Origin of the sequence: Photorhabdus namnaonensis (assembly GCF_001684335.1) — a bacterium.
Classification (GTDB): Bacteria; Pseudomonadota; Gammaproteobacteria; order Enterobacterales; family Enterobacteriaceae; genus Photorhabdus; species Photorhabdus namnaonensis.
The window spans coordinates 48,912-75,604 of sequence record NZ_LOIC01000072.1; the positions used below are offsets into that span (position 1 = coordinate 48,912).

Below are 26,693 nucleotides of genomic sequence, written 5' to 3' on the forward strand. Positions count from 1 at the left end.
GACAAAAGAGAGAAAATCCGATGGCTGGAACAATGAGAAATTTGACCGGGTATTTGCGGGATAGAGCTAACAGCAAAAAATTCGATTTTATTTTCATTAATTTCTGAACTTTTCTATATCTCTTTAACTAAAATATATTGCATTACCGATCAATTATTACCTTTTAAGTTGTAGCAATATGGTAATTATTTTAGTTAAACAAATGATTAATGTGGTTAGTCAAAGGGGAAGAAGTGAAGTAGATGGCAATAGGGTACGTTGGTAGTCAACATAAAGAGGAGATTTTTCTTAAGAGTCAATTCATTAATCAGTAGTTTAAAAAATTAAACTGAAAATACATTTGAATTGACTCAATCAAAAATGGAATAATCAATTGAATTTTGGGCAGAAAAAAAGCACCCTCCCCTCAAACTATGCTCGCCATTTTTCATCCACAAATTGTATTTTAGTAAGTCCATCAATACCTTCTAGAAAATGAATAAAACGCTCGCTTTTACCAATATCCAAACGCAAGCAATGCAAATAATTCAGTCATATATTAGGATTTGAGCTTTTTGTAGAGTGCGTCGGATGCCAGATCAGCATCATTCGGCCAGCACACTGCGCCATACTCATCAACACGCGCTTGGGCAAAGAATTTCTGCTCTTTCAGTGGCTCAAACATAGGTCCGAACAACCGATCTGCGATGCACACCTCTCCATAGGTGCCATCATCGAACGTCACCGCTAGGGTGTATTCTGGCTTTATTTCCACTTTCGTTACTCTGCGCATGATAATCACTCCAGCGGTTCAATCTTGTTGAGAGGCTGATGCTGCTCAGCCAGTTGCCAGTCATTCAGCAGATCCTGCCTGTGCTCAACCGCCCATTCGATGACCAGAGCCTTTGCTCGTTTGGGCAATGAGCCTTCCATGACCTCCAAAGTTTCAATTGAGATAATAGCCTCATGTTCACCGTAGTAAGCATGGAAATGAGGCGGATTATGGTCGTCGTAGTACATCCGGATCAGGATGCCAAAAAACTCTGGCATTTATAATGGCCTGAGAAACAATGATTCACCAGTCATATAATACTATTCACCGTAGCACTAAGATTGACACCACTCAAACATTAAATACGAGATATAAATATCGAGAAAGGGAATCCTTTAGTTGGTTCATCAATCCCCAAATACGGATACCCAATATTTCTCAGATAGAACATTCACGACCCTGTAGTGTGCAAGGATTAATGTTAAATGTGTTAGGGGGACAGATAACTTATTGTCACAAAGATAACAAAGTCACTGAATATTTCCTGCTTAAAAATGGATATGTTAGTAACGGCTTAAGCAGAACTCAGGTTATTTAAATCATTTTCCATTCCGAAACTCATTACTACCACTCATTGAAATTATTTTCCAATTTAAATATTAGATTAAAATAATTTCAATAGTCATTTCCATCTTTATCATTACAACAAACATTATCTCTAATATATTTCTCCATTTTATTTTCAGTAAATTTAATATTTCATAGGCTAGTACCTGATCCCCTTCATGAGATGCTCATATATATTAATTGAAAAATCTTATATAATCCTTTTATCACTCAAATTACTTATCCTGATCTATAATTATCTTCATGAATATAATCTTAGATACTTTATCTCTGGCAGAATATCATGGCATTCTCGCAACTCACCAAGCACTAGCATATGTTTAATTCAATTTATCCCAAGTTAAACCTTTAATTCTTCTGGGGTTCCTTCTCTATATGGCACCAGCGTCGTCCTATCTTGCGAATCAACCGCACAATGATTATTACCGACAACAAGCATAACCAAATCGCTAGTTGCTTTAATCGCGTGATCTATTTGTCCATTCACAAAATAACAAACTCCAGGTTCTATTTTATGCTTTTCACCAGCATAAATAACATAACCCGTTCCTGAGAGGACAAATAAGATATGATGACCTAAGTGAGTATGATTCTGCATCCCTTCATCTTTGCTGAAACGAATTAGATCAGCACCAAAGCCATCAAACGAAACTAATCCCTCGCCCGTTCCCATACTGTTTACCATTTTATGACTTCTAGCCATTGTATCGACAACGAGATGTTCACCGTTCCAGTGACAAAATCTATTTTTAATAAATTCCATATTACTTTCCTTTTATCTCTATAAATAAGATTTTATTTTAAAGTAACTATCATCTCTCTTTATTAATTTAAATAACACTATCTCTCTATCAAATAAATAATATTTCCCAGTAAAATTTCAATCATCACAAAATTATATCGATAAAGAAACTAACTGGTTATTAACAATATATCAAACAGAAATATGTAATTCCATAGTAGTATTTTACAAATATTCACTTTGTGATAACAATCACTGAAAAACGATTATTTTAAATATCTTTGTAGAAGATAACCTAAGTTTAAAATAATACCAACCAAAAATTAGGTTAATTACATTATTAAGTCATGACAATAATGAAACTAATTAAATTAACCTTAACCCTCACTAAAAATAACTATTTTAAAGATGTATAAACGCAATTTCTTTATTTTAGTACAGCAACTAAAATATTCATTATAAAAATACCCTTTAACTGCTTGAGCATCGTTTTAATTAAATTAAATACTAATTTCTTAGCCAAATCCGCCGAGGCTCCTCTTTCAATGCAAATCGGAACATAAGACAAACAAAACAAACCCCACAACCTCTTCCGAGATTGTGGGGTTTCCACCACGCTGTTTGGTTTTCCTGTTCCGCTTCACCGCCTACTGTTTTGCAACCACAGCTTCATTGTGAGGCAACCAATAATGCCGATGTTCAAAAGCATATTTGGGTAATCGAATACGCAACGGTTTCTGCCCGGAAGGCCAACAGGTACGCCAATCTATATCCTGACCTTGTAACCATAAGAATCGAGAGTCGTCTTCTGCCATATGAAGCCATTGATCTTCTTTGGTTGAAACAGACGAAGCAAAATCCCGTAGCTGTCTTAGTAGATCCTGTCGTGATGTGGCAACAAACAGTGCCCTATGGGGTAACGCCGCCCTGCCAAACTGTAATGTCCAACTCACCGCCGACAACTCAATGTTTTCATCGTTCTCAATAAAATCCCCTAGCGTAGCCACCATTTTTTGTAACGATGCCTGGCTATTAGCCGCAATGGGATAATAATACCCCTCCGAATTGGCTTTAATCTGTTGCGGCGCTTGAGTTGGCGCCTCCTCCAAAATGACGTGGGAATTGCTGCCACCCAATCCGAAAGAGCTCAGTCCAGCGAAGCGCTTTTGCCCAGCTCCCACCCGCCAAGGGTTTTCCTCTATAGCCAGTTGTAAGCGCGAATCCACACTATCAATTTCAGGGTTCAAGCGCTGAAACGCGGCACAAGGCACAATGGATTTATGCTGCAACATTAATAGAACTTTAACGATACCCGCTAACCCCGCAGCACCTTCTAAATGCCCAATATTGGCTTTCACTGAACCAATATAGCAAGGTTGTAACGCTTCTCTTGATTCATCGCGATTAAAGATCTCATTAAGCGCATTGAACTCTATGGGATCACCCAATGAGGTTCCTGTTCCATGCGCTTCAAGGTAACTGATTTGCTCCGCAGAGACTCCAGCCTGTTGCAAGCAATCCTTAACCAACGCAATTTGCTGTTCAGGATTAGGTGACGTCAGTGAGTTAGCACGCCCACCGTGATTGACCGCCGATGCCCGAACGTATCCATAAATAGGATCACGATCCTCTAATGCCTGTTTTTGCGTTTTCAAGAACAGACACACAGCCCCTTCACCACGGACAAAGCCATTAGCGTCCGCGTCAAAAACCCTGCAACAACCATCTTTAGATAACATCCCCGCCCGGTAATAAGCAGCCATGTTGAATGTGTTGCTCAATAGGTTAACACTGCCAACTATCGCCTGTTGGCACTCCCCTGAACGTAATGAATTCACCGCTTGTGTCAATGCTGTCAATCCACTTGAACACGCGGTGTCAATTTGCAAACTCGGACCAATAAAGTTGTAGTAAAACGACAATCTGTTAGCCAAAAGGCAATTCAGTGTCCCTGGCGTTGCATAAGCGTTTGCCATCGCCATATCGGCCGCGACAAGTTCACGATAATCATTACTGCACGAGCCAATAAAAACACCCGTCTTTGATCCTGAATAGCCCTGCGGATTAGCTCCACTATCTTCTATCGCCTGCCAGGTCAGCTCCAACAGCATTCTCTGTTGCGGGTCCATCATGGCCGCGACTCGTGGGGAAATGCCAAAGAATGGCGCGTCAAAACCATCAATACTCTCAAGCAACCCGGCTTTTAAGGCTTTTTTCGGCAATGGAATGACATAAGGTTTTCCCGATGCAAACCGCTGCTCTGGAATCTCTTTTATTACACTGTGTCCGGCTCTTAAGATCTCCCACATTTGTTCCGGTGAATCTTCCGCCCCAGGAAGTCGGAAAGCCATGCCCACAATAGCAACAGGCATCTGTTTCGTATCACCCACACAACTTACCGAGGGAGTAATGGAACTTAAATGCTCCAACAAGGCAGATTTAGCTATCCGTTGTTCATCCGGGCTAAGCGAATGATATATGTGGTGCAGATTATCCATGCTTTCCTCCTTCTATGAGGCGCTGTAACCTTAATGCTGCTTCGCCATCAAGACTTCGCATCGCATTAATAAAGTCGTCTAAGGAATGTTTATTCTCGGTCAGTTCGGTTTTGGCCGTGTCAAGATATTCAATCAATCGATGTGGCGAGCTATAACGCCAGAACAGCGTTGGCGATAATTTTCGACGAAAATGCACTGACATCCGCTCTGCAAGTTTGACTGCCTTGAGCGAATCAATACCTAAATCAGCCCAAGTGCGCTGCATCATTGATTCAGTAAAATCTTCATCCCAATTCAGGAAATCCGCCAGCAGCGTACGTAACTGCCCAGCAACCGATTTAACCGGTTTAGCTTCTATCTGATGCGCAACCGATCGTGATCCAGACAGAGTACGAACCTGAGCAATAATCTCAGTCAGAAACTCAGACGCCTCGACCCCATTAAGCAGATAGTGATTAAATGCCAGAACGAGGTTCATCTCTTTGTTGTGAGGAGCGCCAATGAACAATGTTGACTGGGACGGCGGCACAATAACCGGTACGGCAAAGGTGGCGCCATCGTTGCCGGTATATGAGACCATCATAGGAACATCAACATCGACAGGCAGTTTTTCCGCATCTGGATCAAGTACGCTATTTAGATGCTGTCTGAACTCAAAAAAGTCCATTGTCTGTGTTTTCGGTACTTTTAATGAACTCAAATCGCCTTTTTCATCCAGAAAAGCAATACCCAGGTTGATATCCGTATAAGTGTGATAGCGCTCTTGATCAAGCGGCCTCGAACGCAACATCGGGAATTTTTTCAACGCCTGAGAAATCGCATAAGTGATTACCTGAAATGGCGTTATCCACTCTTGCTGCCCGGAAGTCTCCGTTAAATGATGAATGGCGTTATCAACAAGTTCAATCGATAAGGGTTTAGCTGCCCAACACGGCTGTACAGCAGCGCTATTCAGCCGTATTGCACGATTAAGACGCTGCTGATCTCTTGACAGAAAACCGACATTGCCATCTTCTGCATGGCTCTTTTCTGATGGCCTGGTTTCTTCTGATATCTTAGTTGCACTGTGCTGTCGAAGGTAATCATCTATATGACCGGGCAATAATGTGCCATATTTTTCCGCCAGTTGATTAAGAATGTGCGGCTCAATTTGGTGTTCTTGTGCGTATTGACGGGTTTTGGGCGGAATACGCGCAGGAGGAGCAGATACCTCAGGAACAGCGGCCTCTACTTTTTCTACTTCCTCCACCCTCTCCACTTTCTCCGGCGGAGGCGTTAACTCTTCACTGACCGGGGAAGGCTCTGCCGCCTCACCGACGGCTCTGATGACTGCAATAGGCGCTCCAACAGGAATAATATCATTTTCCGCAGCCAACCATTTTTCCAAGATCCCCTCAACATCAGACTCAATGGTAAAGGCGGCCTTATCCGTCTCCATTTCATAAACAGGCTCATCACGCTTGACATGATCTCCCACCTGCTTAAGTAACTGGATGATGACGACTTCCGTGGTTCCTTCTCCCATCGGGGGAATAAACAACTGTGCCATAAATTCTCCTTAGCTCATTACCGCATAGACGGAAGCTAAAATGTCATCCGTGCCGGGTAAAACAGCTTTCTCTAAACAAGGATTAAAAGGAATATGAATATCTTCACGCGTCACCAAGCGCGGAGGGGCCAGTAAAGAGAAGAAATTGTCATTCTCATCCAAAAGATCAGCAATAATGGATGCCCCAACACTGGCCGTCCGGGTATCCTCTTGCACAACGATAAGCCGCCCGGTTTTGCGCAAAGATTCCGCAATCCGTTGTTTATCCCAAGGTACCAGACTACGTAATTCAATCACTTCAATGTCAATATTGTTTTTTTCCGCTTGAAGAGCCGCCATCGTCGCCAACTGAATAGTATTTCCCCAAGCAACCAGTGTAATATCCTTTCCTGCCCTGACGATATTTGCCTGCCCAAGCGACACAGGCGTCACCAACCGACGCTCATGGCGCTCTCTCATAAGGTGTTTAGGGATCAAGATCAGACTCGGCATGTCCAGACTTAACGCGGTACGGAACAATGCGACGGTATCAGCCGGTGTCGTTGGAACCATAACATTAATACCGGGAATATGCGCCAGGATACCGTCCGAGCTTTGACTGTGCCATATACCGCCTCCTGGGAGATAAGCGCCATAAGGCGCATATATCACCACCGGACAACGCCATTTCCCTACCGTTCTCCAACTTAAAGTGCCAAGTTGCGACTGTAACTGATTGAGACCCAGCCCAACAAAGTCAATAAATTGCAATTCAACAATTGGACGCCAACCACAGGCGGATAACCCAACCGATGAGCCAATAATCGTGGCTTCTGAAAGTGGAGCATTCATAACGCGATCAGGATAGCGAGTGGATAAGCCACGGGTGAAACCAAAAACACCCCCTTTAGGGTCTTCAATATCCTCACCAAATATCAGCACTTTCGGATTCTGGCTCAACGCCTCGTCCAAAACCTGATTCACCGCTTTAAACTGCGTCTCTTCGGCTTCCATCTCAGCATATACAACAGGAGCGCTTTCACGATTACACAAATAGGTACTGACACTGGCCGGATCAGGCTCTTCCTCGTGATAAACACGCTCAAATATTTCCGCGACATCAGCTTTAATGCGCTCTTTTTGTTCAGCCAGAGCCTGTTCAGTAATCGCCCCCTTTTCTTTTAAATAGGCGACATAATTTTCAATAGGGTCCTGTAGTGTCTCCAGCTCATCCGGGGTACGGTACAATTTGTGAGAATCTGAATTGGAATGAGAATCCAACCGATCCATACGACAAACCAATATGCAGGGAGTCCGCTCAAATCGCGCCTTATTGAATACCTCCTGTGCGACAGGAAATAAAGTTTCCGGCTTGCGGGCATCAACACGGCGAATCCAACACTCGTTAAATATTCCCAATCGATACGGAGCCATCTTCTCCGTTGAGGTACTAATACCCAATTTATTATCAGAAACTACAAAGACGACTGGCAAACGCCTTTCAACCGCAAAGCTGACCGCTTCATAAAATTCTCCCTGCCGGGTCGCCGCATCGCCGACACCGCACACAACAAGCCCGTTTTTATTGTCCAACGCGCTTGCCCAAGCAGCGCCAGCCGCAGGAATACATTGGGTTCCCGTCAGGCTGACTACCGAGAAGATATTATGCTCTTTGGAACAAAAATGATTCGACATGGTGCGGCCGGCTGAGTGAGAAGTGCCCTTTCCCATCAGTTCCCTTGTCATTTCAGTGATAGACATACCACGCGCTAATACTAATGCCCGATCACGATAGTAAGGAACCAGCACATCATTCTTTTCCATAAGCTGCGGCAGTACTGCCAGCCCTTCATGTCCAGCAGCCGATACATGGAACCAAGCTCGGCCTTGCCGTGTAACTATCGCACTACGATTATCAAATTCCCGTGACAGCAGCATGTCATAAAGTAACTTTTGTTCATCCAGACAGTTATCCATTGAAGGGCTGTGTTCCTTAAGAGGTACTTCATTGATCTGTACGTCTATCACTCTCTTTTTCCTCACAAATAGTTAACGTGGTAGTTGTCGTTATTGCGCTTAATGCTTGATAAAAAAGCGAACACGGGGTTAGTCCCGTTCATGATTACTTGAGAGACTATAGATCCCGATAAAGAAGCGAACGTAGGGTTATTGCCTACACGAATTGCAAAAGATAGAGGTATACGGTCACAATTTTTAATTACGTTTATACCCGTCATGTTTCAAGTTGCCTCTTTGTTGGCTGCATTCACTCACCCCGGTCACATAGTTTGCTATGCTCCCGGGGATTCGCTCCCTTGCCGTCGCGACGCATCTTGAAATCCATAGGGTATATACACCTAACATGGGGGGAAAAATGATCTCCGTAACCATAAATGGTTTCGGCTGTCATGGTATTCCCTAAATTTTTAGCATTGTCCTGAACATAATGTGACACCATTTAAAAAACTCCAACCGATGAACAACAGCCATTCGTTAAGAGTAGGACCAACAAACATCGGCATTTCCATGATTACAATACAATTAAAAAACAGGCTCTTACCTATGTTTTTAAATCCTGCAATAATAAGACATAGGAATAATTCATTACTTTGCTAAATTATTATTAGTGATCAGATTTTTTCGACAAGCTCTTCATTAGGTATTTTTATGTTTAACCAAGACATAGCCTCAATAATAACATGTATTATATCAATCGAACTTGAGACTTTATGCTCACATTAGAATTCATTATGTTTTGTGATGAATATCAATAATGACCTCCTCATATCAAACAATAGATAAAGCTGAATTGACGAAATCATCCAGCATCAATCCTGATATTTTATTAAAATTTAGCTTATTATCTCCTATGTTTTATCATAAAAAAAATTGTAGTAATGCGGGAATGATCACAAAAAGGACACCAAAAAATTTAACTATATGATTATTATGAATTTATCATCCCAAACAGCGCTGATATTATAATGCAATTAGTAGGATATCAACATATAAAAATATATTTCATAACCCTTTGAATATATTATCAATCATTCAAATAGTAAATTAAAAAAATGATAATAAAGAAATATCATTTTCACACTTTGTAAAATGATTAATTCATGGGATTATTTCCACTTCAAAAACTCTTTCTCATTTTTAAATAACACCAGTTTTGACGCTCCTCTTGTTTAACATAGATAAACAACTCCACCACTTTCACCATGCCAATCATTCCTGTCGATCTTGCAAACTCAAACCAGAACCCACAGTGGTGAACATTCATCCCACCGTTACTTATCTTTCTACCGAATTTGCGTATTCGATCACAATAGCTTTATCTGGTTAGTGGACTTGATTGCGATCTGCTAACCAACTCAATTATCTTCTAATCTAGAAAACCAGCTTGATAATTTAATTACGATATAATAACCAATATCCTAAAAGAACAGAATATCATGAAAAATCTTCGCTATTTGATTGTCACACCAGGATTGATGTTTGCAACTTCCGCCCTTGCTTCACCTGCTAACAGCATCGAAGCACGCCTCGATGCGCTTGAGCAGCGACTACAACAAGCGGAAGCACGAGCTACAGCCGCTGAGCAACGCGCACAGCGACTGGAACAGCACGCTATCGAAACCAAACAACAGGCCACACAAGTAGCACAACACCCCACTTCGCTGGAAAATAGCGCTTCATCAACTAGCAACTTGAAATTGAATGATTTTGGCGATCTAAAATTGTACGGCGATGTGGAATTCAATCTCGACGGCGCCAGCCGAACTGGTCAGCTTACTTCACTTAAAACCAGCGAGAATAAAGACTGGAAACCCGGCGACAAAGAGCGTTGGAATGTTAATGGCCGCATTTTGGTCGGGCTGGACGGCTACCGCCGTGATCAAAACAACAACTTTGCCGGCTTTCGAGTGCAACCGTTGGCAGACATGACCGGTAAAATGAATCTCGACGACGCCGCTTTCTTCTTCGGCAATGAGAAAAACTGGCAGGTAAAAATCGGGCGTTTCGAAGCCTACGATATGTTCCCACTCAACCAAGACACTTTTATTCAGTATTCTGGTAATACCGCCAACGATTTGTATGCCGATGGTTTCGGCTATATCTACATGATGAAAGAAGGACGTGGCCGCAGTAACAGCGGCGGCAACTTGATGTTGAGCAAATACGTCGGTAATTGGTATTTCGAACTTAATACTTTACTTGAAGATGGCACTTCGCTATTCCGAGATAACACCTACCACGGCAATACATTGGAAAATAAAAAAAATGTCGCCTATGTGCGCCCGGTAGCAGCCTGGAAAAAAGATCAATTTAGTGCAGCCGTAGCAATGGAAAGTAATATCGTCAATAACGCCTATGGCTACCAGAATAATCAAGGGCAATGGGTCGATCAATCCAGACGCAATGGTTACGGCCTGACACTCAGTTGGAACGGTCTGGAAACCAACCCTGACGACGGCATTGTCGCTAACCTGAATACCGCCTATCTGGATGCTTCAGATGAACACAATTTCACGACCGGAATTAATGTGATGTGGCATCGTTTCGAACTGGGCTATATCTATGCCCACAACAATATCGAAACATTCAATACCGACAATATGCCCGCGCGTATTAATCACCCATTCAATGAACCGGGTAAATACGATATAAATACCATCCATATGTCATATCAGATTCCTAGTATTATGAATATGAAGAACTTTAATCTCTATCTTGGCGCCTATGTCTCTATGCTGGAGGCGAATGATAACAACAAAATTGCCAACAGTAATAATGACCGACGCTACGGCGCACGCGCCAGATTTAAATATTTCTTCTGACGCAGGTTAATTGATTTCCGTTGTACCTTACCTACAGAGATATTTCTGCTTACGAGTAAGGGCATGGATATAACCGCCCACGCAGCGCAATACACCCTGCTTTCAAACACCCTCTAATAGACATCAATGATGAAATTAGAGGGCTGTATGAATTTATGATAGCTGGCGCATATCGCCCAATCTTAATTCACATTGACTACCAGAAGCAGAATTAAGATTATCTAAAACCCACAAAACAGATAAATATTTAATAAGTACTCGTATCGTTTCTACAAAGATAATCAAACAAAAATCGTATTAATCGAGAAATTAAATCCACGTTTTCTTCTGAAGATAGTAAGAATTGATGGATATTTGAAAAATTGGCAATCTATTTATATTCAAACAATATAAATAGCAGAATTTTGCTACTGACAAGCCTTTAATGGCTAAACTGACACTGGATAATCCATTAATTTCTTGAGTTGATAATATACCAGATTTAAAATCAATTAAAAATAATATAATCTTCGAACACCTCTTTATATGTAAATTTTTTTTGCCAAATAAAAAATAAAAACCCAAGTTGACATTGTATACTTTGCGATCTATTTTCTAATTGAATTCTAGTGAAAATATTTTTATTGTTGGACTGTTTCTATGATTGGCGGAAGCCACAGTGAAGGCGTTGTTCCCATTAAAAATGGCTATTGTCGGAGGATGCTATTGAGGTCATTAATTCACTCAAAAAACGGTTATTATAATATAGTAGGTTTGTCTAATAGCCTATTTAAAGTTATCTCTCTCATTTATCTAGCAATATTCTTTACTATCTGATTTGTCAGAAATTAATTGATTGATTTTGTAGATCGACAAAAAGCATGGCAATGTTGTTGCACTGACTATGCGAAACCTCGATCTTCTTATTTATAGGTGTTTTTTCATAATCATAAAATATACTAAATAGTTTTTTGATTTAATTAATATTAACGAGTTCTTATTAAGATATCGTAATTAATTCAATACGATGTCATTTTAGTTCACCCTAATAAAGAGATATTACAATGGGCTGGAATATATTGACTAACGCACCAGATAGTTACCATCTTACTACCGCACATATCCGCAACAACTTGCACCAACAAGGTTTTGCCACTTTCAATGCCACCGATCTTGACCTTTCTGACAGCGAAAAAATCGATCTTGTCTTTCTCTGTGAATTATCGAGGTCACTGCCATTAGACCGATTTGGTGACGGTGGTCGTCACCGCAGTTATTGTGAAGGAATATGGAGCTGGGAAACAGAAGATATTGATTGGAAAACAGGTTATCCGCAGCCCGATGGCAGCATAGAGATTGATTATCATCAGGGAAGTGAATATCAACCTGAATTTGGCGGTGTGGTACGCAAATTCCTGCGCATGTCTGACGAGATACTGAATAAAGGGCTACTTAATAAACTCATTTGGCACGATCTGAGTCTAACCGGCATGGCGGAGCATTATTCCCGTTTATTGTGTGGTGTGCATCTGATACGAATGCAGGCACTACCGGGTAAACCAGCGAAAATTACACCTAACTGTTTTCATCGTGACGGTCAGCCGTTCACCGCTGTACATTTAATTGAACGTTGCAATGTCGAAGGCGGCGCAACACATATCGCGCCCCCTTATTATGCTAATTGCCAGCTTGAATCAGTACCTGCTCACGAAATAACTCGCTTTCTCCTTAATGATCCCCTTGATAGCTACATCATCGATGACGCAGCGATTTGTCATTACATCAATCCTGTAATTTGCGATGAAAACGCCAGTGTTGGAGTCCGTACTATCATTCTGATTGACTTCACTCCACTAGAACAGAGTGACAGGTGTTCCCAATAGCGCTTTTGCCATAAGAATGATTGACAACCAGGAGTGATAGTTTTTACGGCAATCACTGAGCTGCAAGAATCTTTTTATCTTAGGAAAAATTTTGTGAGTAATTATTCAAACACTTTATCGAATGTTCCATGCTTATTACCAACACCAGCTCAACGCAGGCTATGGCTTATTAGCCAAGGAAATATGGATTCAGCATTATATAACGTGCCATTTTCGCTACGTTTGCGTGGCACGTTAAATAGAGAAGCGCTTGAAAAAACTATTATTTTTATGATTGAGCGTCATCCGGTGTTGCGTTCACAATTTCATGTTCTCAATGGCGAATTGCAGATAGCATTGAATTCGCAGCGGCCTGAATTACGCATCAGTGATCTCAGCGATTATTCCCCAGAGGAGCGCGAAAGCAAAATACAATCAATCTACGATAATGAAGCAAGATACGGTTTCAATCTCAGTCGTGATTTACCTTTTCGTTGTTTATTGCTTCGTCGGCAAGAGAACGATCATCAGTTGATATTTACTCTGCACCATATTGTATTTGATGATTGGTCTACTCACGTTTTTCTTAATGATTTTAGCCATGCCTATAACCGGTATAAAGCAGGTCAACATCCTAATTTAGCGACGATTACCTACCCGCATATCAGTGATTCTGTAACAGATATTCATATAAATAGCGCTCGCCGGCAGCGCTTACGCGACTATTGGGGAAAACAACTGGCGGAATTGCCTGAACTACATAAATTACCTACAGATCGGCCACGGCTATTGGAACAACGGGGACGTGGTGCGGTATATCATAAGTCACTTCCTTTATCTCTCGTTGGACGTATTGCTAAAATCTGCCAACGTTATGGATTGACGCCTTATATGGTGGCGATTTCCGCTTTTGCGGTACTACTGAATCGTTATTCGCACGATGACGACATTGTTATTGGGAGTCCATTTGCGAATCGTCACAATATTGATGAACATGTCCGTCTTGGCTTTTTTATCAATTTATTACCGTTGCGTTTTCGCTTTAACAAAGGGATAAGTTTCAATGATCTATTGGTTCAAGCGCGCGATATATTGCTTGATGCCTATGAAAATGCTGATTTGCCGTTTGATGAGATTGTTGATGTGGTACAGCCCCTGCGTTCTTTGAGCCATGCCCCTATTTTTCAGATTATGTTTGATTATTTGAAGAGTCCGGGACAAGCATTGCAACTGGATGGGTTAGCAGCAGAAGTACAATTTATCCATTCTAGCACTGCTAAATATGATTTGACGCTATCGATAGAAGAATCCCCAAATTCACTACTTTGTCTGGTTGAGTTTGACACCGATTTGTTTGATAACCTCACCATTACTCGCATGGTGAATCACTATGAGAAATTGTTAGATTCCTTGTTAAGTGAACCTGAGCGTTCTGTCGCCAAATGTAGCATGTTGCCGCCAGAAGAGCTGGAGACATTGGCTCGCTTCTCCCGGCCGGCAGAACCTCTACCTGTATTGGAATTTATTTCGGTAGCTGAACGCATCAAGTCACAGGTACGTAATAATCCAGATGCACGAGCTATTGTTTGGCGTGATCAACGTTTCACCTATGCTCAACTGGACGAGTACGCGCAATGCCTGCTCGCGAAGATGCGCCAGTGCGGCGTTGAACCGGGTAGCCGGGTTGCGGTATTTATGAGCTACCGGCCAGAAATTGTCATCTCTTTTTACGCTATTCTTTCTGCCGGTGCGGTTTATGTGCCGTTATCCCCCTCTGATCCTCGCTTCGCCGATAAGATAAATGACGCACAACCAGTACTGATCCTCACCAGTGAACAGGATGCTGTTGGTTTACTTGATTTTCGTGCCATCGTGCTGGAAGTTGACGGGCTGTTTCGTCAACCAGCGCCGCCGGATGTGCAACCAATTTGGCCGGTTCAGGAGAGCGATTCCGCCTATGTTATTTACACTTCTGGTTCAACGGGTAATCCAAAAGGGGTGGAGGTAAGCCACGGAGGTCTGCATGCGTCATACCATGCCTGGCGCCATGACTATCGTTTCACCCAACCCGGTGAGCCGGTATCGCTACAACTTGCCGCACCGATTTTCGATCTCAGTATAGGGGATTTCAGTCGTACTCTGGGCTGTGGTGGATGCCTGGTGATGTGTCCGCGTGAGTGGTTGCTAGATGCCCCTGAAATGCACCGCTTGATGATGAGCGAAGGCGTGACCTTCGGTGATTTTCCTCCTGTGGTACTGCGTCAATTAATTCAGTTCTGTCAGGAGAATGGGAAACGTCTGGATGGATTATCAACACTGGTGTGTGGGGCTGATGTCTGGTTTGGTCATGAGCTATATGCGGCGCAAGCGCTTTGCCGCCCAGATGCGCGTATTCTCGGTTCTTACGGTGTAACTGAAGCCACCATTGACAGCACTGTTTTTGACCCGGAAACACATCCATTGGAGGCCGGGCGAGTGATTCCATTAGGTAGACCGCTGGCTAGCTGTGAACTGTTCATTGTCGATGAACACCTACAACAGGCGCCAATAGGCGTCAGTGGTGAATTGTTAATTGCTGGCGTCACCGTAGCAAAAGGATATCTCAATAATCCTCAACTCACGGCAGAGAAATTTATTACCGGCAAATTCGATTGCCAGGGCCGTTTTGTGGTAGATGCTAGTGGTACGCGTTTTTATCGCACCTCAGATGTTTGCTGTTTCCTGGCTGACGGCACTATTGATTTCATAGGACGCAGTGATCATCAGGTTAAAATTCGCGGTTTTCGCGTCGAATTAGGCGAGGTGGAGAGCGCATTATTGGAACACGCAGATGTGCGCCAGTGTGCGGTTGTCGCCTGTAATGACAGTACAAATAATAAAGTGTTGGTCGCCTATGTTGTGTCATCCGCCGATACTGACACGTTACGTGGTTATTTGTCCCTGCGGCTACCCGGCCATATGATGCCGCGTGCTTTCGTGTTTCTCGATAAATTACCAACCACTCCCAACGGGAAGGTTGATCGTAAGCGCTTGCAGGTTCCAGATTTTTCGCTGCCAGAAAATCAGGAATCTATGACAGAACCAGCTAACGCCCGCGAAGAACAATTGCTGGCATTATGGAGAACGGTATTAGGGGTTCAGGTCATCGGTACGGAAGATAATTTCTTCTATTGTGGCGGCAATTCATTAATTGCTGCCAATCTGATTACACAGATCAATAAGACATTTGATGTTCAGCTTAAACTTTCCGCTATTTTCAATCATCCGACTATCGTCGGGTTGGCCTCGTTACTGGACAATGTTGAAAAAGACAGTATTGAAAAGAGCACAGAAAAACAGAGTGTTACTGTACAACACATTTCGCAGGTCAGTGATTTACTCTCATTCGGTCAGCGCGGTTTGTGGTTGATTGCGATGCAACGGCCGGATGATTGCAGTTACAACGTGCCTTTTACATTGCGCCTGCATGGTAATCTGCATTTTAATGCGTTAATGCAGGCATTGAATGACGTAGTGCAACGCCATGATGTATTGCGTACCACATTCTCCAGTCAAGTCAGCAAAGTAATTGGGCCGGATGGCTCATCCAGTTTTGAACCCAGTTATCAGGTTGCGTCTGAATTAACGCTACCTCTGCGTCAACAAAATATCTCCGGCGGAGAGTCTGCGCTGGCATTGAAATTGCGGGAAGAAATAATGGCAAGCTTCGATCTCGCCAATGGGCCACTCATCCGCGCGGTACTGTTTACGCTGTCCCCGCAAGAGCACGTGCTCTGTATTACTCTGCATCACATTATTTCCGATGGTCGTTCGCTGGCAATACTTTTTGATGAATTACGGCACTGCTATCAGGCTCGTCTGGCAAGTAAAGCCCCCTCGCTGCCCGTGTTGGAAGCAAACTATGGGCATTTCATTACCTGGCAGCGCACTCGACTGACTGAACCGGCGGTACAGCGACAGATTCATTTCTGGCGTCAACAATTGGCAGATGCGCCAGCGACTCTGAGACTGAATGATATGGCCGCACCAACCGACGAGGCGGCGGCAATAAGTTGTGTTATTCCCCATGTGTATGTTGAAGGTGTAGAGAAACTGGCTCGTGAACAGAACTGCACACCGTTTATGATCTGGTTGAGTTTGTTCGCACTCCTGTTGCGCCGGCAAAGCGGTGAGCAAGATCTTATCGTCGGCACACCGGTGTCGCTGCGCACCATACCTGCATGGGATGCGCTGATTGGCTACTTTGCTAATACTTTGCCGGTACGTATCAATAGCCGTGAGTGGCAAACTTTTCAGCAACTATTGATGCATACGCGACAGGTTAGTCTCGACATCCTTGAAAATCGTGATTTGCCGTTCGACTATTTGGTACAAACACTTAATTTGCCTCGTGTGGCGGGTAAAAATCCTGTTTTCCAAACTATTTTTTCCTGTGAATTGGATCAACCAAACGATGCAACATTGGAAGATATGAAAGTTTCAGACGTTGAGTTGGGGGACTATCGCGCCAAGATTGATTTGGAACTGGCGATTAACCGTGTAAATGGTCAGGTTTACGCTCACTTTATGGCAATGCCGGGGGTGTTATCTGCCGTTACTCTGGGACGGATGAGTGAGCATTTGCTAGCTATGTTGTCACAAGTCATTGAAAAACCAGATACAACATTGACTGATTTGTTGACGGTTACGGTTAATGCTGGCAGTAGCGCCCAATCAGAACTTATTGTTGATAAGCCACAAGGACTATTTCAGTTGTTTCAGCAGAGCCTGTCCCAATACCGCGGACATGTGGCGCTGGAAAGTGATGAATTGAGTCTGAGTTATCAGCAACTTGATACATTGACGGCATATGTGGCGCAACAACTACAACAAGCAGGTGCAAGCCGTGGTGATCGAGTTGGCATCCTGATGGGACACCATCCACATAATGTCACGGCAATGCTGGCAATTAACCGGATTGGTGCGGTGTTTGTGCCGCTGGCGCCTGACAATGCCGAAGCAGCAAACCGGTATGTGATTGATAATGCAGAAATAAAAGCAATATTGTACCGGAATGAAACCGCGCCTCTGTGCCAACGTCTTGGTCTGGCGGCAATTAATATCGATGAGTTAGATATAGCCAATGCACCTTATACAACTACGGCGGCTATCTGTCAGCCGGATGATTGCGCTTACGTTATTTACACTTCGGGATCGACGGGTAAACCGAAAGGTGTTGCTGTCTCCCACCGCAGTGTCTGCCATAACATTCTGGCAATCCGCGATGAGCTGAGGCTTGAACCTTCTTCTCGCATAGTGCAGTACTCTTCCCCCGTGTTTGATGTGATGTTGGGAGAAATTTTTCCGGCGCTTGCAACAGGCGCTTGCGTGGTCTTCGGTAATAAACAGCAACTGTTGCCTGGCAGTGAGCTGACAGAGTGGCTGGCGCATAAACAGATTACGCATATGTGGATTGTACCTTCCGCGTTGGCGATAGTGCCGTTAGTACCGCTGCCCAATCTCCAGGTGCTTATCGTAACTGGTGAGCCTTGTATGCCTGAAATCGCCCAGCGCTGGTCTGTAGGGCGCAGGCTGATGAATGGATACGGCCCTACTGAATGTGCGATTGTGGTATCCCTCACCGATTATCATGCCGCAGGACAAAATCTGGTGCTGCGTCCAATGGGCGATGTTCGCTTCTATCTGCTTGATGAACAGAGAAAACCTGTAGCGCCGGGGGAATTAGGTGAACTTTATTTAGCTGGAACCTGTGTTGCACAGGGCTATCTGGGGATGGATGAAAAAACCGCTGAGGTGTTTTTACCCGATAGTTTTGCACCACAATTAAAGGCTCGCATGTATCGTACCGGCGACATTGTGCGCCAACGCATGGATGGTGCGCTGGAGTTTGTTGGTCGGGTTGACCGCCAAGTAAAAATCCGTGGTCATCGAATTGAACTGAATGCTGTACGGGCCGCCCTAAGTGCGTTACCGGGTGTACGTCAGGCCGAAGCGCTGGCGATCACCGATAACCAAGGCAATAAAGAGTTGGCGGGATATATTGTCGGCGAAACCAGCCGCAGCGAGATCCTGAGCGCATTACGCCGACAAGTCAGTGAAGTTATGGTGCCGACAGCGCTGTTCTTTCTTGATGCACTGCCTACCGGCATTACGGGCAAAGTCGATCTAAAAGCGTTGGCTGAAATGAAACTGACACGTGCCGGTCAGCACCAATCTTCTCCTGCGCCAACCAAAGTTGTGTCATCACTTAGTCGCGTTGAGGCTATCTGGCGTGAACTGCTGGAGAGGGACGAGATCGATTATGACGAAAACTTTTTCGATGCCGGCGGCCACTCACTACGGGTTATGGCGCTATTCCAGCAATTGAATGAGGCGTTTGGCAGCGGCTTATCCGTAACCGATATTTTCGCTCATCCCACCATTCGACAACAGGCGCAACTACTGGACACACTGTCACAACAAAAAACACCTGTTGCAGTCACACCGCTGATAGCCACCGAAGAAACAACAACACCAACGTTGAATGTTTCAACTCAGGATAGCAACGCTATCGCGATCATTGGTATGACCGGCCGCTTCCCACAAGCGCCAGACCTCGACACTTTTTGGCAGCGATTGTTAGCGGGTTACGATGCCAGTGTGGAGTTGTCTGACGAAGAATTGTTGCAACGTGGCGTCGATCCAGCGCTGTTAAGTCACCCACAGTTTGTCAGACGGGCACGTTTGCTGGAAGGTTGTGCGGAGTTTGACGCACGCTTCTTTGGTTATTCATCACGTGAAGCGCAGGTGATGGACCCACAACAGCGGTTGTTTCTTGAAATGGCATGGGAAACGCTGGAATTATCCGGCTATGGCAATGATAGCGCACCACGTTCAGTGGGGGTCTTTGGTAGCAGTGGCTTCAATTATTACCTGCTAGAAAACGTCATGCCCAATAAAGACCGGATGCACCTCGATCCCGGTCAGTGGCAAATAGGTAATGATAAGGATTTTATCGCTACACGTGCTGCTTACAAGCTGAACCTCAGCGGACCGGCTGTCAGTATCGGCACTGCCTGTTCGTCATCACTCACCGCTATTCACTTAGCCTGCGAAAGCTTACGGCGCGATGAATGTGATATGGCGTTGGCCGGTGCTGTAGCGCTGGACCCGCAACAGGTTGGCTTCGTCCATGTCAGTGGTGGAATTATGTCGCCAGACGGCCTTTGCCGGCCATTTGACGCTGCGGCCAACGGTACAGCCAGCGGCAGCGGCGGTGGGATGATATTACTAAAACGTCTGTCCGCCGCTTTGGCAGATGGCGATACCATCCATGCAGTAATTAAAGGTTCCGCTGTCAATAATGATGGCGCACAAAAGGTGAGTTACACGGCACCCAGTATTGACGGCCAGTCTTCCGTGATTAAAGACGCGCTACGTAATGCCGGTGTATCGCCCGCCAGCATCAGTTATATCGAAGCACATGGCACGGCAACCACTTTAGGTGATCCAATAGAAGTGCGTGCGCTGACTCAGGCTTTCCTGGAACAATCTGACGGCAAGATGTTGCCTGTAGGAAGTTGTGCAATAGGTTCTGTGAAAGGAAATATAGGACATATTGATGCGGCGGCCGGTATCGCGGGAATCATCAAAACTGTGTTGGCGCTGCGTCACCAGACTTTGCCGCCAAGTATTCACTATCATCAACCCAATCCTGCAATCCACTTCGAACAGACCCCGTTTTCCGTGATCAATACCGCACGTCCGTGGCCGCAAACCAGTCAGCCACGTCGTGCCGGTGTAAGTTCTTTCGGCATTGGCGGCACTAATGCGCATCTTATTCTGGAAGAAGCTCCGCGTCGGCAAGATAACCGCGTATTAGATGACGAACGCTGGCATCTGTTGCCGATTTCAGCGAAAACGCCGCAAGCGTTGCTTCAACAAGGGGAACGTCTGGCAGTAACACTGACTATCGGTAATCAGCCATTGGCGGATATTGCCGGGACTTTGCAACAGGGACGCAGCGCTTTCAGTGAGCGTGCTTTTGTTGTGGGAAAAGACCGGGAGCAATTAATCAATCAACTACGCCAGCTATCGCCGCAGACGGTTAGTCGCAAGCAACAGCATCGGCCAGTGATTTTTATGTTTCCGGGACAAGGCAGCCAGTCTATTGAAATGGGCCAATCGCTCTATCTGCGCGATGGTGTATTCCGCCAGCAATTTGATCGCTGCGCCGAACTGCTACAGCCACACATCAAACTGGATATCAGGCAGTTAATTTATCCGCAATCGGAACGTGACAATGCTGTCAGTCGGTTAAATGCTACACGTTATACTCAGCCTGCGCTGTTCACTGTTGAGTATGCTCTGGCCTGCCAGCTACAAGCGTGGGGTATTACACCTCAAGCAATGATTGGTCATAGCCTCGGTGAACTGGTTGCTGCCTGTGTTGGGGGTATGCTCGAGCTGGAAGATACACTGGCATTGGTAGCAAATCGAGCTGCAATCATGCAGCGTCAGCCCACAGGGGCAATGCTGGCAGTACAGGCATCAGCTGAACGCATAGTTTCACTGGCGCCAGAGTGTGAATTTGCAGCGATCAACGGACCTAAACAGTGCGTGATAACCGGCAGCCATGACAATATCGCTGCACTGGAAGCACAGTGCGACAAGGCAGGTATTTCTTGCCGGAGACTCACGACATCCCACGCGTTTCACAGTTCATTGATGGAGTCCGCCGCACAACAGATGCGGGAATTCAGCGCAGGCTTCACGCTACAATCCGGTACCATTCCGATGATATCCAATATCAGCGGCGGTTGGTTCAGTGAACAGGATCGTGATAATTCTGGTTATTGGGGAGATCATCTGCGTCGGCCGGTACGCTTCTATGATGGTATTCTTACGTTGCTGAACCGTTATGACAATCCAATTCTGCTTGAAGTGGGTCCGGGGAGTGCGCTGACCAGCATGCTGAAAGATCTACAGCAGACAGGCCAGGCTCAGACACTGACCACGATGCGCCGTACTCATCAGCAGAAATCGGATGAAGAGGTGCTGCTTAATACCATCGGGCAGTTATGGCAGCAAGGCATTGCTATCGATTGGGCCGCATTTGGTCATTCACACAAATTGCATCGGGTTATGCTGCCAGCGTACCCCTTCCAACGCCAACATCTCTGGTTGGAACATCCTGTCACTACATCAGCCGCCGTAATAAATACACAACGGAAAAAATTGCCGACTTTCACACAGTTATCGGATAAAGAGGGGGTCACACAGTTTACTTGTAAGCTAGATGATCATGTCTGGTTTATTGATGAACATCGCATCTTCGAAGGGCAAGGCGTATTACCGGGCACAGGTTGCCTGGAATTAGTGCGTCGTGCTTTTAACGAATTACAACCTAGTGGCACGGCCACTTTCAGTGAGGTTTACTTCCCTTCACCGTTGGTACTACCGTCAGGTGTTGAGCGTCAGATACGTATCCGTTTGACCGCCATTGATCGCAGCTTTGCCTTTACGCTGGAATCTCGCGGTGATGGTGATGACATGTGGCAACTCCATGCAAACGGCAATGTTACTGCCGTCTGCTCTCCACCAGCAGAGATTGTTTCACCTTATGAGTTACGTCGGAATTTGCTGCTTGAAGAAGTTGCAGAAGCATCGGAGCGTTTCAATCAAGCATTTGCTGACTATGGACCGCGCTGGCAATGCATTGCAGATGTATGGATGGGCGATCGCTGTGCGTTGGCGCAGTTGCGACTCAATCAAGCATTTATCGATGATTTGCCTGATATTGCATTACATCCGGCTTTGCTCGACTTGGGCACGGTGTTCCTACATGCCTGTCTGTTGCCGGGCGATGCTTCAATACCGTTCCATTATGGTTCGCTGACGCTGCATCAGCCATTATGCGCCGAATTTTACAGCCTGGCGGTTGAGACGGCACCTCGGACTTATGACATAACGCTATTTAGTTGGGATGAGAGTCAGAATTGCAATCAGGTGCTGGCTGAAATTCACGGTTACAATTTACGTCAGATCAACTCCGTGCCACTCCAGCCCGCCCGCGAGGCGAATGTAGCACGGTGGTGTCGTTACCCTCGATGGTTACCGAAGCCACTGGACGAAGCAAAGCAAAATCGTGCGCCGTGGCTGATTTTTGGCGCCCAAGCCGCAGAGCTGAGTGATTTATGGCAAGCAGCGACGCCCGGTAGTATTGTTGTTGAAGATGCTGATCAATTCCTGCAACAGGATACTTACCGCTTTAGTTTGCGTAAGGATCAACCCGAAGATTATCAACGACTGATAGATTGTCTGATACAGCAACAAATACTCCCAGAACGTATTATCTGGTGCTGGACCGCGACAGTCATTTCTCAACCAGAGGCCGCGTTTGAACAACTGGCGGCTGCGATTAAAGCGCTGACCGGTCATCACAGGGTTTTTAATATTACCCTGATTTCCCGTGGGCTACAGGCAGCCAAGGTGCTGGAAGCCTGTAATGCCGCCCCCGCGCTTGGTTTGCTGGGAATATTGGCGGCAGAGTATCCCGGGTGTTCCGCACGTCATATCGATCTGGATGATGACACTTTTGCTACATATCAATCGCTGATTGCAGAACTGTATACAGATATGCAACCAGAAGAGACGACAGAAGGAATACCAGTTACCAGCATTACGCTTAAACAGGGTGAGCGTGAATTGCAGACATTTACTGAGCTTGATGAGATACCTCGCCGACAAATCCTGCGTGATGGCGGTGTTTATCTAATTACTGGCGGACTGGGGGGTATCGGTCAGTTACTAGCACGTCACATCAGCAATAAATGCAGCAAGGTTAAACTCGGTATTTTGAGCCGCCGGGAAACTAATGCGGCAAGTGAAGCTTTACTCGATGTGTTACGGAAATCGGGTGCTGAAATCATGATGTTACGCGCTGATGTTGCTGACGGTGTGGCATTAAATGAAGCATTGGCACAAATGCGGACACGTTTTGGCGCTATCAACGGTGTGATTCATTCAGCGGGTATTGAAGCCAGTGGATTGCTGGAGCATGGCACGTCACAGGACTGGCGGCATGTGATGGCGGCAAAGGTAAGTGGTACCCAGCAACTGATGACGGCGATTAGTCAGGACTCTCTCGACTTTGTTCTGTTGTGCTCTTCACTTGCCTCATTGGTAGGTGGCATTGGTCAGGCAGACTACGCGGCGGCGAACCGTTATCTTGATGCCGTGGCGCACTACTGGCGACAGCAGGCTATACCGGTAACGTCAGTTAACTGGGATACCTGGGCAGAAGTGGGAATGGCAGTGGATTATGCCGCACGCCGTAAAGAAAGTGTAATTGGTCTTAGTAATCAAGAGGGCTGCGCTATTTTCGATCTGGCTATCGCCGGAATGGAAGCGCAGATCGTTGTCAGTAAATTTACGACTGTCCCTGTTCAGCGCGCACAATCACAGAATTTATCAGCGATATCTGATTCCGCCAGCCCAGAAGAAGCGGTTCGTCAATTGTGGTATGAGCTACTGGGTGAAGAGACGATTAACCTGGAAGATGATTTCTTCGAACTGGGTGGTCATTCGCTGTTGGCAACACAAATGATCTCCCGTTTACGTGATCATTTCCAACACTGTCTGACGCTGGCGGAGTTTCTCGAGCAGCCGACAATGGCTCGAGTTGTCCGTTCACTATCTGACGATAAAAAGAGCCAGGCTCCTGAGAATGCCCATATCCGCTACTGTCTGGTGCCAATTAATCACGGCGGTAATGGTAATTACTCACCCTTCTTTTGTGTACCGGGTATGGGCGGCAATGTTACCCAATTTATGCCTCTGGCTGCGGCGTTACCACGAGAATTGCCATTTATCGGTATGCAATATTTGGGGCTTGATGGAAAAACTGCGCCGCATCAATCAGTGGAAGAGATAGCAACACATTACATTGCCTGTTTGCGTTCGGTACAGAAGCAAGGGCCATACCATATCGGCGGTCATTCATTGGGCGGCAAGGTGGCTTATGAAATGGCACGGCAACTTCATGCTGAGGGAGAAAGCATCGGTTCTCTAATACTACTCGACTCCGCCGCACCACCCTATGCACCGGTTCCGTATCAGGAAGATGCTGATATCGCCAAAGTTATTCTTGGTATTTTTGCCTACTACACTGACCGACTGGAAATGATCGACAGCCTGGACGACAACGAAATGCGTGCATTACCACGTGAGGCATTACTGAGCTATATCCAAGAGCAGTTAAAACGTTTTTCGTTGATTCACGCACAGAATGATATGAGCTCGATTAGCGGATTGTTCAATGTCTATCGGGCCGCATCGGATATGTCCCCTAAATATCGTCCAATACCCGTACAGTTGCCAATTCCTATGCTGTTAATAAAAGCGGTGGAACCCTTACCGAAAGGGGTTGTTGTACCAGAAATCCGGGAGACCAACGCCTGGGGTTGGGAGAAGTTCTCCAGCCTGCCCATTCGCATCGCAGAAGTGCCGGGGAATCATTATAGCTGTCTGATGGAAGAGCACGTGACACATGTATCACAGGCGATAATCCATCACTTTCCGTCAATCATAAAAGGGGGACAGGTATGAGTGACTCTTCCCCAACGGTTCACCTTCCTGAAAACCGACAGCATAAACGCCGATTGGCAGTCATCCTAATGACATTGGCTGTGGATGCTCTGGGTATCGGGATTGTCCTTCCCGTTTTACCCGATCTGTTGCGGGAGGTTGCCCCGCAGCCACCGGAAGCGGGTGTGCCGTTAATCGGGTTATTTGTCTCACTATACGCTTTTGCACAGTTCCTTTTCGCCCCATTGTTAGGAACGCTTAGTGACGCTTGGGGAAGACGACCGGTACTGCTTGCAACACTGTTTGGAACGGCACTGAGCTATACGCTGGTGGCGACAGCGCCGTCGCTGGGATGGTTAGTGACCGGTATATTTCTTGCAGGCGCCACTGCCGCCAGTACTTCCGCCGCATCGGCTTACGTAGCGGATGTTACGCCAGCGGAACAACGAGCCGCGCGTTTCGGTCTGGTCAGTGGTGTTCTCGGCTTCGGCATGGTTGCCGGACCTGCCTTCGGTGGATTATTAGGCATGATTGCGCCACGCCTGCCGTTTGTGATTGCTGGCTCACTGGCCGCGGTGAACGCTATCGCCGCCATGTTTGTTCTGAACGAAAGTCTGACCAAGGAGAACCGGCGTTCGTTCGACTGGCGCCGGGCCAATCCTTTGGGCAGCCTGAAACTACTGGCGACAGATGGGGTACTGAGACGATTGGTTTATGCTTCAGCGCTTGGCATGGTGGTTTACGGTATTTTTCTGGCCTGTTTTGTCTTACTCAATGAAATACGTTTGGGCTGGGGACCAAGTGAAAACGGTCTGGCTCTTACCGGACTCGGCATCGGGATTATCATAACGCAAACTTGGTTGCTAAAAATGTTCGTGACGCGCTGTAACGAATACCGCACAGCGATCATCGGTTACGGATTCTACATGCTGGCGTTTATCGCTTATAGCCTGGCCGTATCACCACTTATTGTTGCGGGGGCAATTGCTTTGCATGCACTGGCGTTGATCAGCGACTCAACACTTCGTGCTTTGATTTCATTACGTGCAGGCAATGAGCGGCAAGGGGAATATTTGGGAGCACAGAACTGTATGCTGGGTCTGGCTATCACCGCTTCACCACTATTAGGCGCGCTCTTGCTGCATTTTTCATCTCGTCAGGGACAACCTCTCTATTTTCAAGGGCTTCCCTTTGTTATTGCTGTCGTTGTTTGCGTCTGCGCCATATTGATTTTGCTACGTGGTTCTCAGGCAGACATTAAATTACGCGGTTTGTATAAATAAAAAGATCACCAGCCT

10 protein-coding genes and 1 pseudogene are annotated in these 26,693 nt (G+C 45.6%); 5 read left to right on the forward strand and 6 right to left on the reverse strand.

All coding sequences use genetic code 11. The features are described 5' to 3' along the window. Nucleotides 1-538: 538 nt before the first annotated feature. Nucleotides 539-772: a DUF2442 domain-containing protein gene (locus Phpb_RS12650; RefSeq protein WP_065390635.1), complete on the reverse strand. Its 234-nt coding sequence runs from the start codon at nt 770-772 to the stop codon at nt 539-541. Between the two features lie 5 nt (nt 773-777). Then, on the reverse strand, nt 778-1,029 hold the full coding sequence (locus Phpb_RS12655) for a DUF4160 domain-containing protein (RefSeq protein ID WP_065390636.1): 252 nt from the start codon (nt 1,027-1,029) through the stop codon (nt 778-780). A 128-nt stretch (nt 1,030-1,157) separates the two neighbouring features. Between Phpb_RS12655 and Phpb_RS26875 the strand changes: the two are divergent. Then, a pseudogene (locus tag Phpb_RS26875) lies at nt 1,158-1,329 on the forward strand (IS982 family transposase); the annotation flags it as partial. Between the two features lie 389 nt (nt 1,330-1,718). Here the strand turns inward: Phpb_RS26875 and Phpb_RS12660 are convergent. From Phpb_RS12660 to Phpb_RS12680, 4 genes are all read right to left on the reverse strand, one after another. Then, nucleotides 1,719-2,141, reverse strand: a complete 423-nt coding sequence (locus Phpb_RS12660; protein WP_036775759.1) for a cupin domain-containing protein — start codon at nt 2,139-2,141, stop codon at nt 1,719-1,721. Nucleotides 2,142-2,767: 626 nt separating this feature from the next. Beyond that, the gene (locus Phpb_RS12670; protein ID WP_065390637.1) at nt 2,768-4,618 is read right to left on the reverse strand and encodes a type I polyketide synthase; all 1,851 of its coding nucleotides are present in this window, start codon (nt 4,616-4,618) and stop codon (nt 2,768-2,770) included. Continuing rightward, complete coding sequence (locus Phpb_RS12675) at nt 4,611-6,167, reverse strand: biotin/lipoyl-containing protein (protein WP_065390638.1); 1,557 nt, start codon at nt 6,165-6,167, stop codon at nt 4,611-4,613. The genes Phpb_RS12670 and Phpb_RS12675 overlap by 8 nt, the downstream gene beginning before the upstream one ends. A 9-nt stretch (nt 6,168-6,176) precedes the next feature. Continuing rightward, nucleotides 6,177-8,174, reverse strand: a complete 1,998-nt coding sequence (locus Phpb_RS12680) for a dehydrogenase E1 component subunit alpha/beta (RefSeq protein WP_065390639.1) — start codon at nt 8,172-8,174, stop codon at nt 6,177-6,179. A gap of 1,427 nt (nt 8,175-9,601) precedes the next feature. Here Phpb_RS12680 and Phpb_RS12690 point away from each other — a divergent pair. The 4 genes from Phpb_RS12690 (at nt 9,602) to Phpb_RS12705 (ending at nt 26,678) form a co-directional block, all read left to right on the forward strand. After that, a complete protein-coding gene (locus tag Phpb_RS12690; RefSeq protein WP_065390641.1) occupies nt 9,602-10,987 on the forward strand; it encodes a carbohydrate porin in 1,386 nt (461 codons plus the stop codon). Between the two features lie 1,043 nt (nt 10,988-12,030). After that, a complete protein-coding gene (locus Phpb_RS12695; RefSeq protein WP_065390642.1) occupies nt 12,031-12,849 on the forward strand; it encodes a 2OG-Fe dioxygenase family protein in 819 nt (272 codons plus the stop codon). Between the two features lie 93 nt (nt 12,850-12,942). After that, entirely contained in the window at nt 12,943-25,416 is a 12,474-nt protein-coding gene (locus Phpb_RS12700; RefSeq protein WP_240492545.1) for a hybrid non-ribosomal peptide synthetase/type I polyketide synthase, read from the forward strand. After that, nucleotides 25,413-26,678 carry an MFS transporter gene (locus tag Phpb_RS12705; RefSeq protein WP_065390644.1) on the forward strand — a complete coding sequence of 422 codons (1,266 nt, stop codon included), beginning with the start codon at nt 25,413-25,415 and terminating at the stop codon, nt 26,676-26,678. The genes Phpb_RS12700 and Phpb_RS12705 overlap by 4 nt, the downstream gene beginning before the upstream one ends. The last annotated feature ends 15 nt before the right edge of the window (nt 26,679-26,693 follow it).

Coding starts and splice junctions, on each gene's coding strand:
- Phpb_RS12690 (WP_065390641.1), top strand. CDS start 9,602: ATGAAAAATCTTCGCTATTTGATTGTCACACCAGGATTGATGTTTGCA.
- Phpb_RS12660 (WP_036775759.1), bottom strand. CDS start 2,141: ATGGAATTTATTAAAAATAGATTTTGTCACTGGAACGGTGAACATCTC.
- Phpb_RS12655 (WP_065390636.1), bottom strand. CDS start 1,029: ATGCCAGAGTTTTTTGGCATCCTGATCCGGATGTACTACGACGACCAT.
- Phpb_RS12705 (WP_065390644.1), top strand. CDS start 25,413: ATGAGTGACTCTTCCCCAACGGTTCACCTTCCTGAAAACCGACAGCAT.
- Phpb_RS12695 (WP_065390642.1), top strand. CDS start 12,031: ATGGGCTGGAATATATTGACTAACGCACCAGATAGTTACCATCTTACT.
- Phpb_RS12650 (WP_065390635.1), bottom strand. CDS start 772: ATGCGCAGAGTAACGAAAGTGGAAATAAAGCCAGAATACACCCTAGCG.
- Phpb_RS12675 (WP_065390638.1), bottom strand. CDS start 6,167: ATGGCACAGTTGTTTATTCCCCCGATGGGAGAAGGAACCACGGAAGTC.
- Phpb_RS12670 (WP_065390637.1), bottom strand. CDS start 4,618: ATGGATAATCTGCACCACATATATCATTCGCTTAGCCCGGATGAACAA.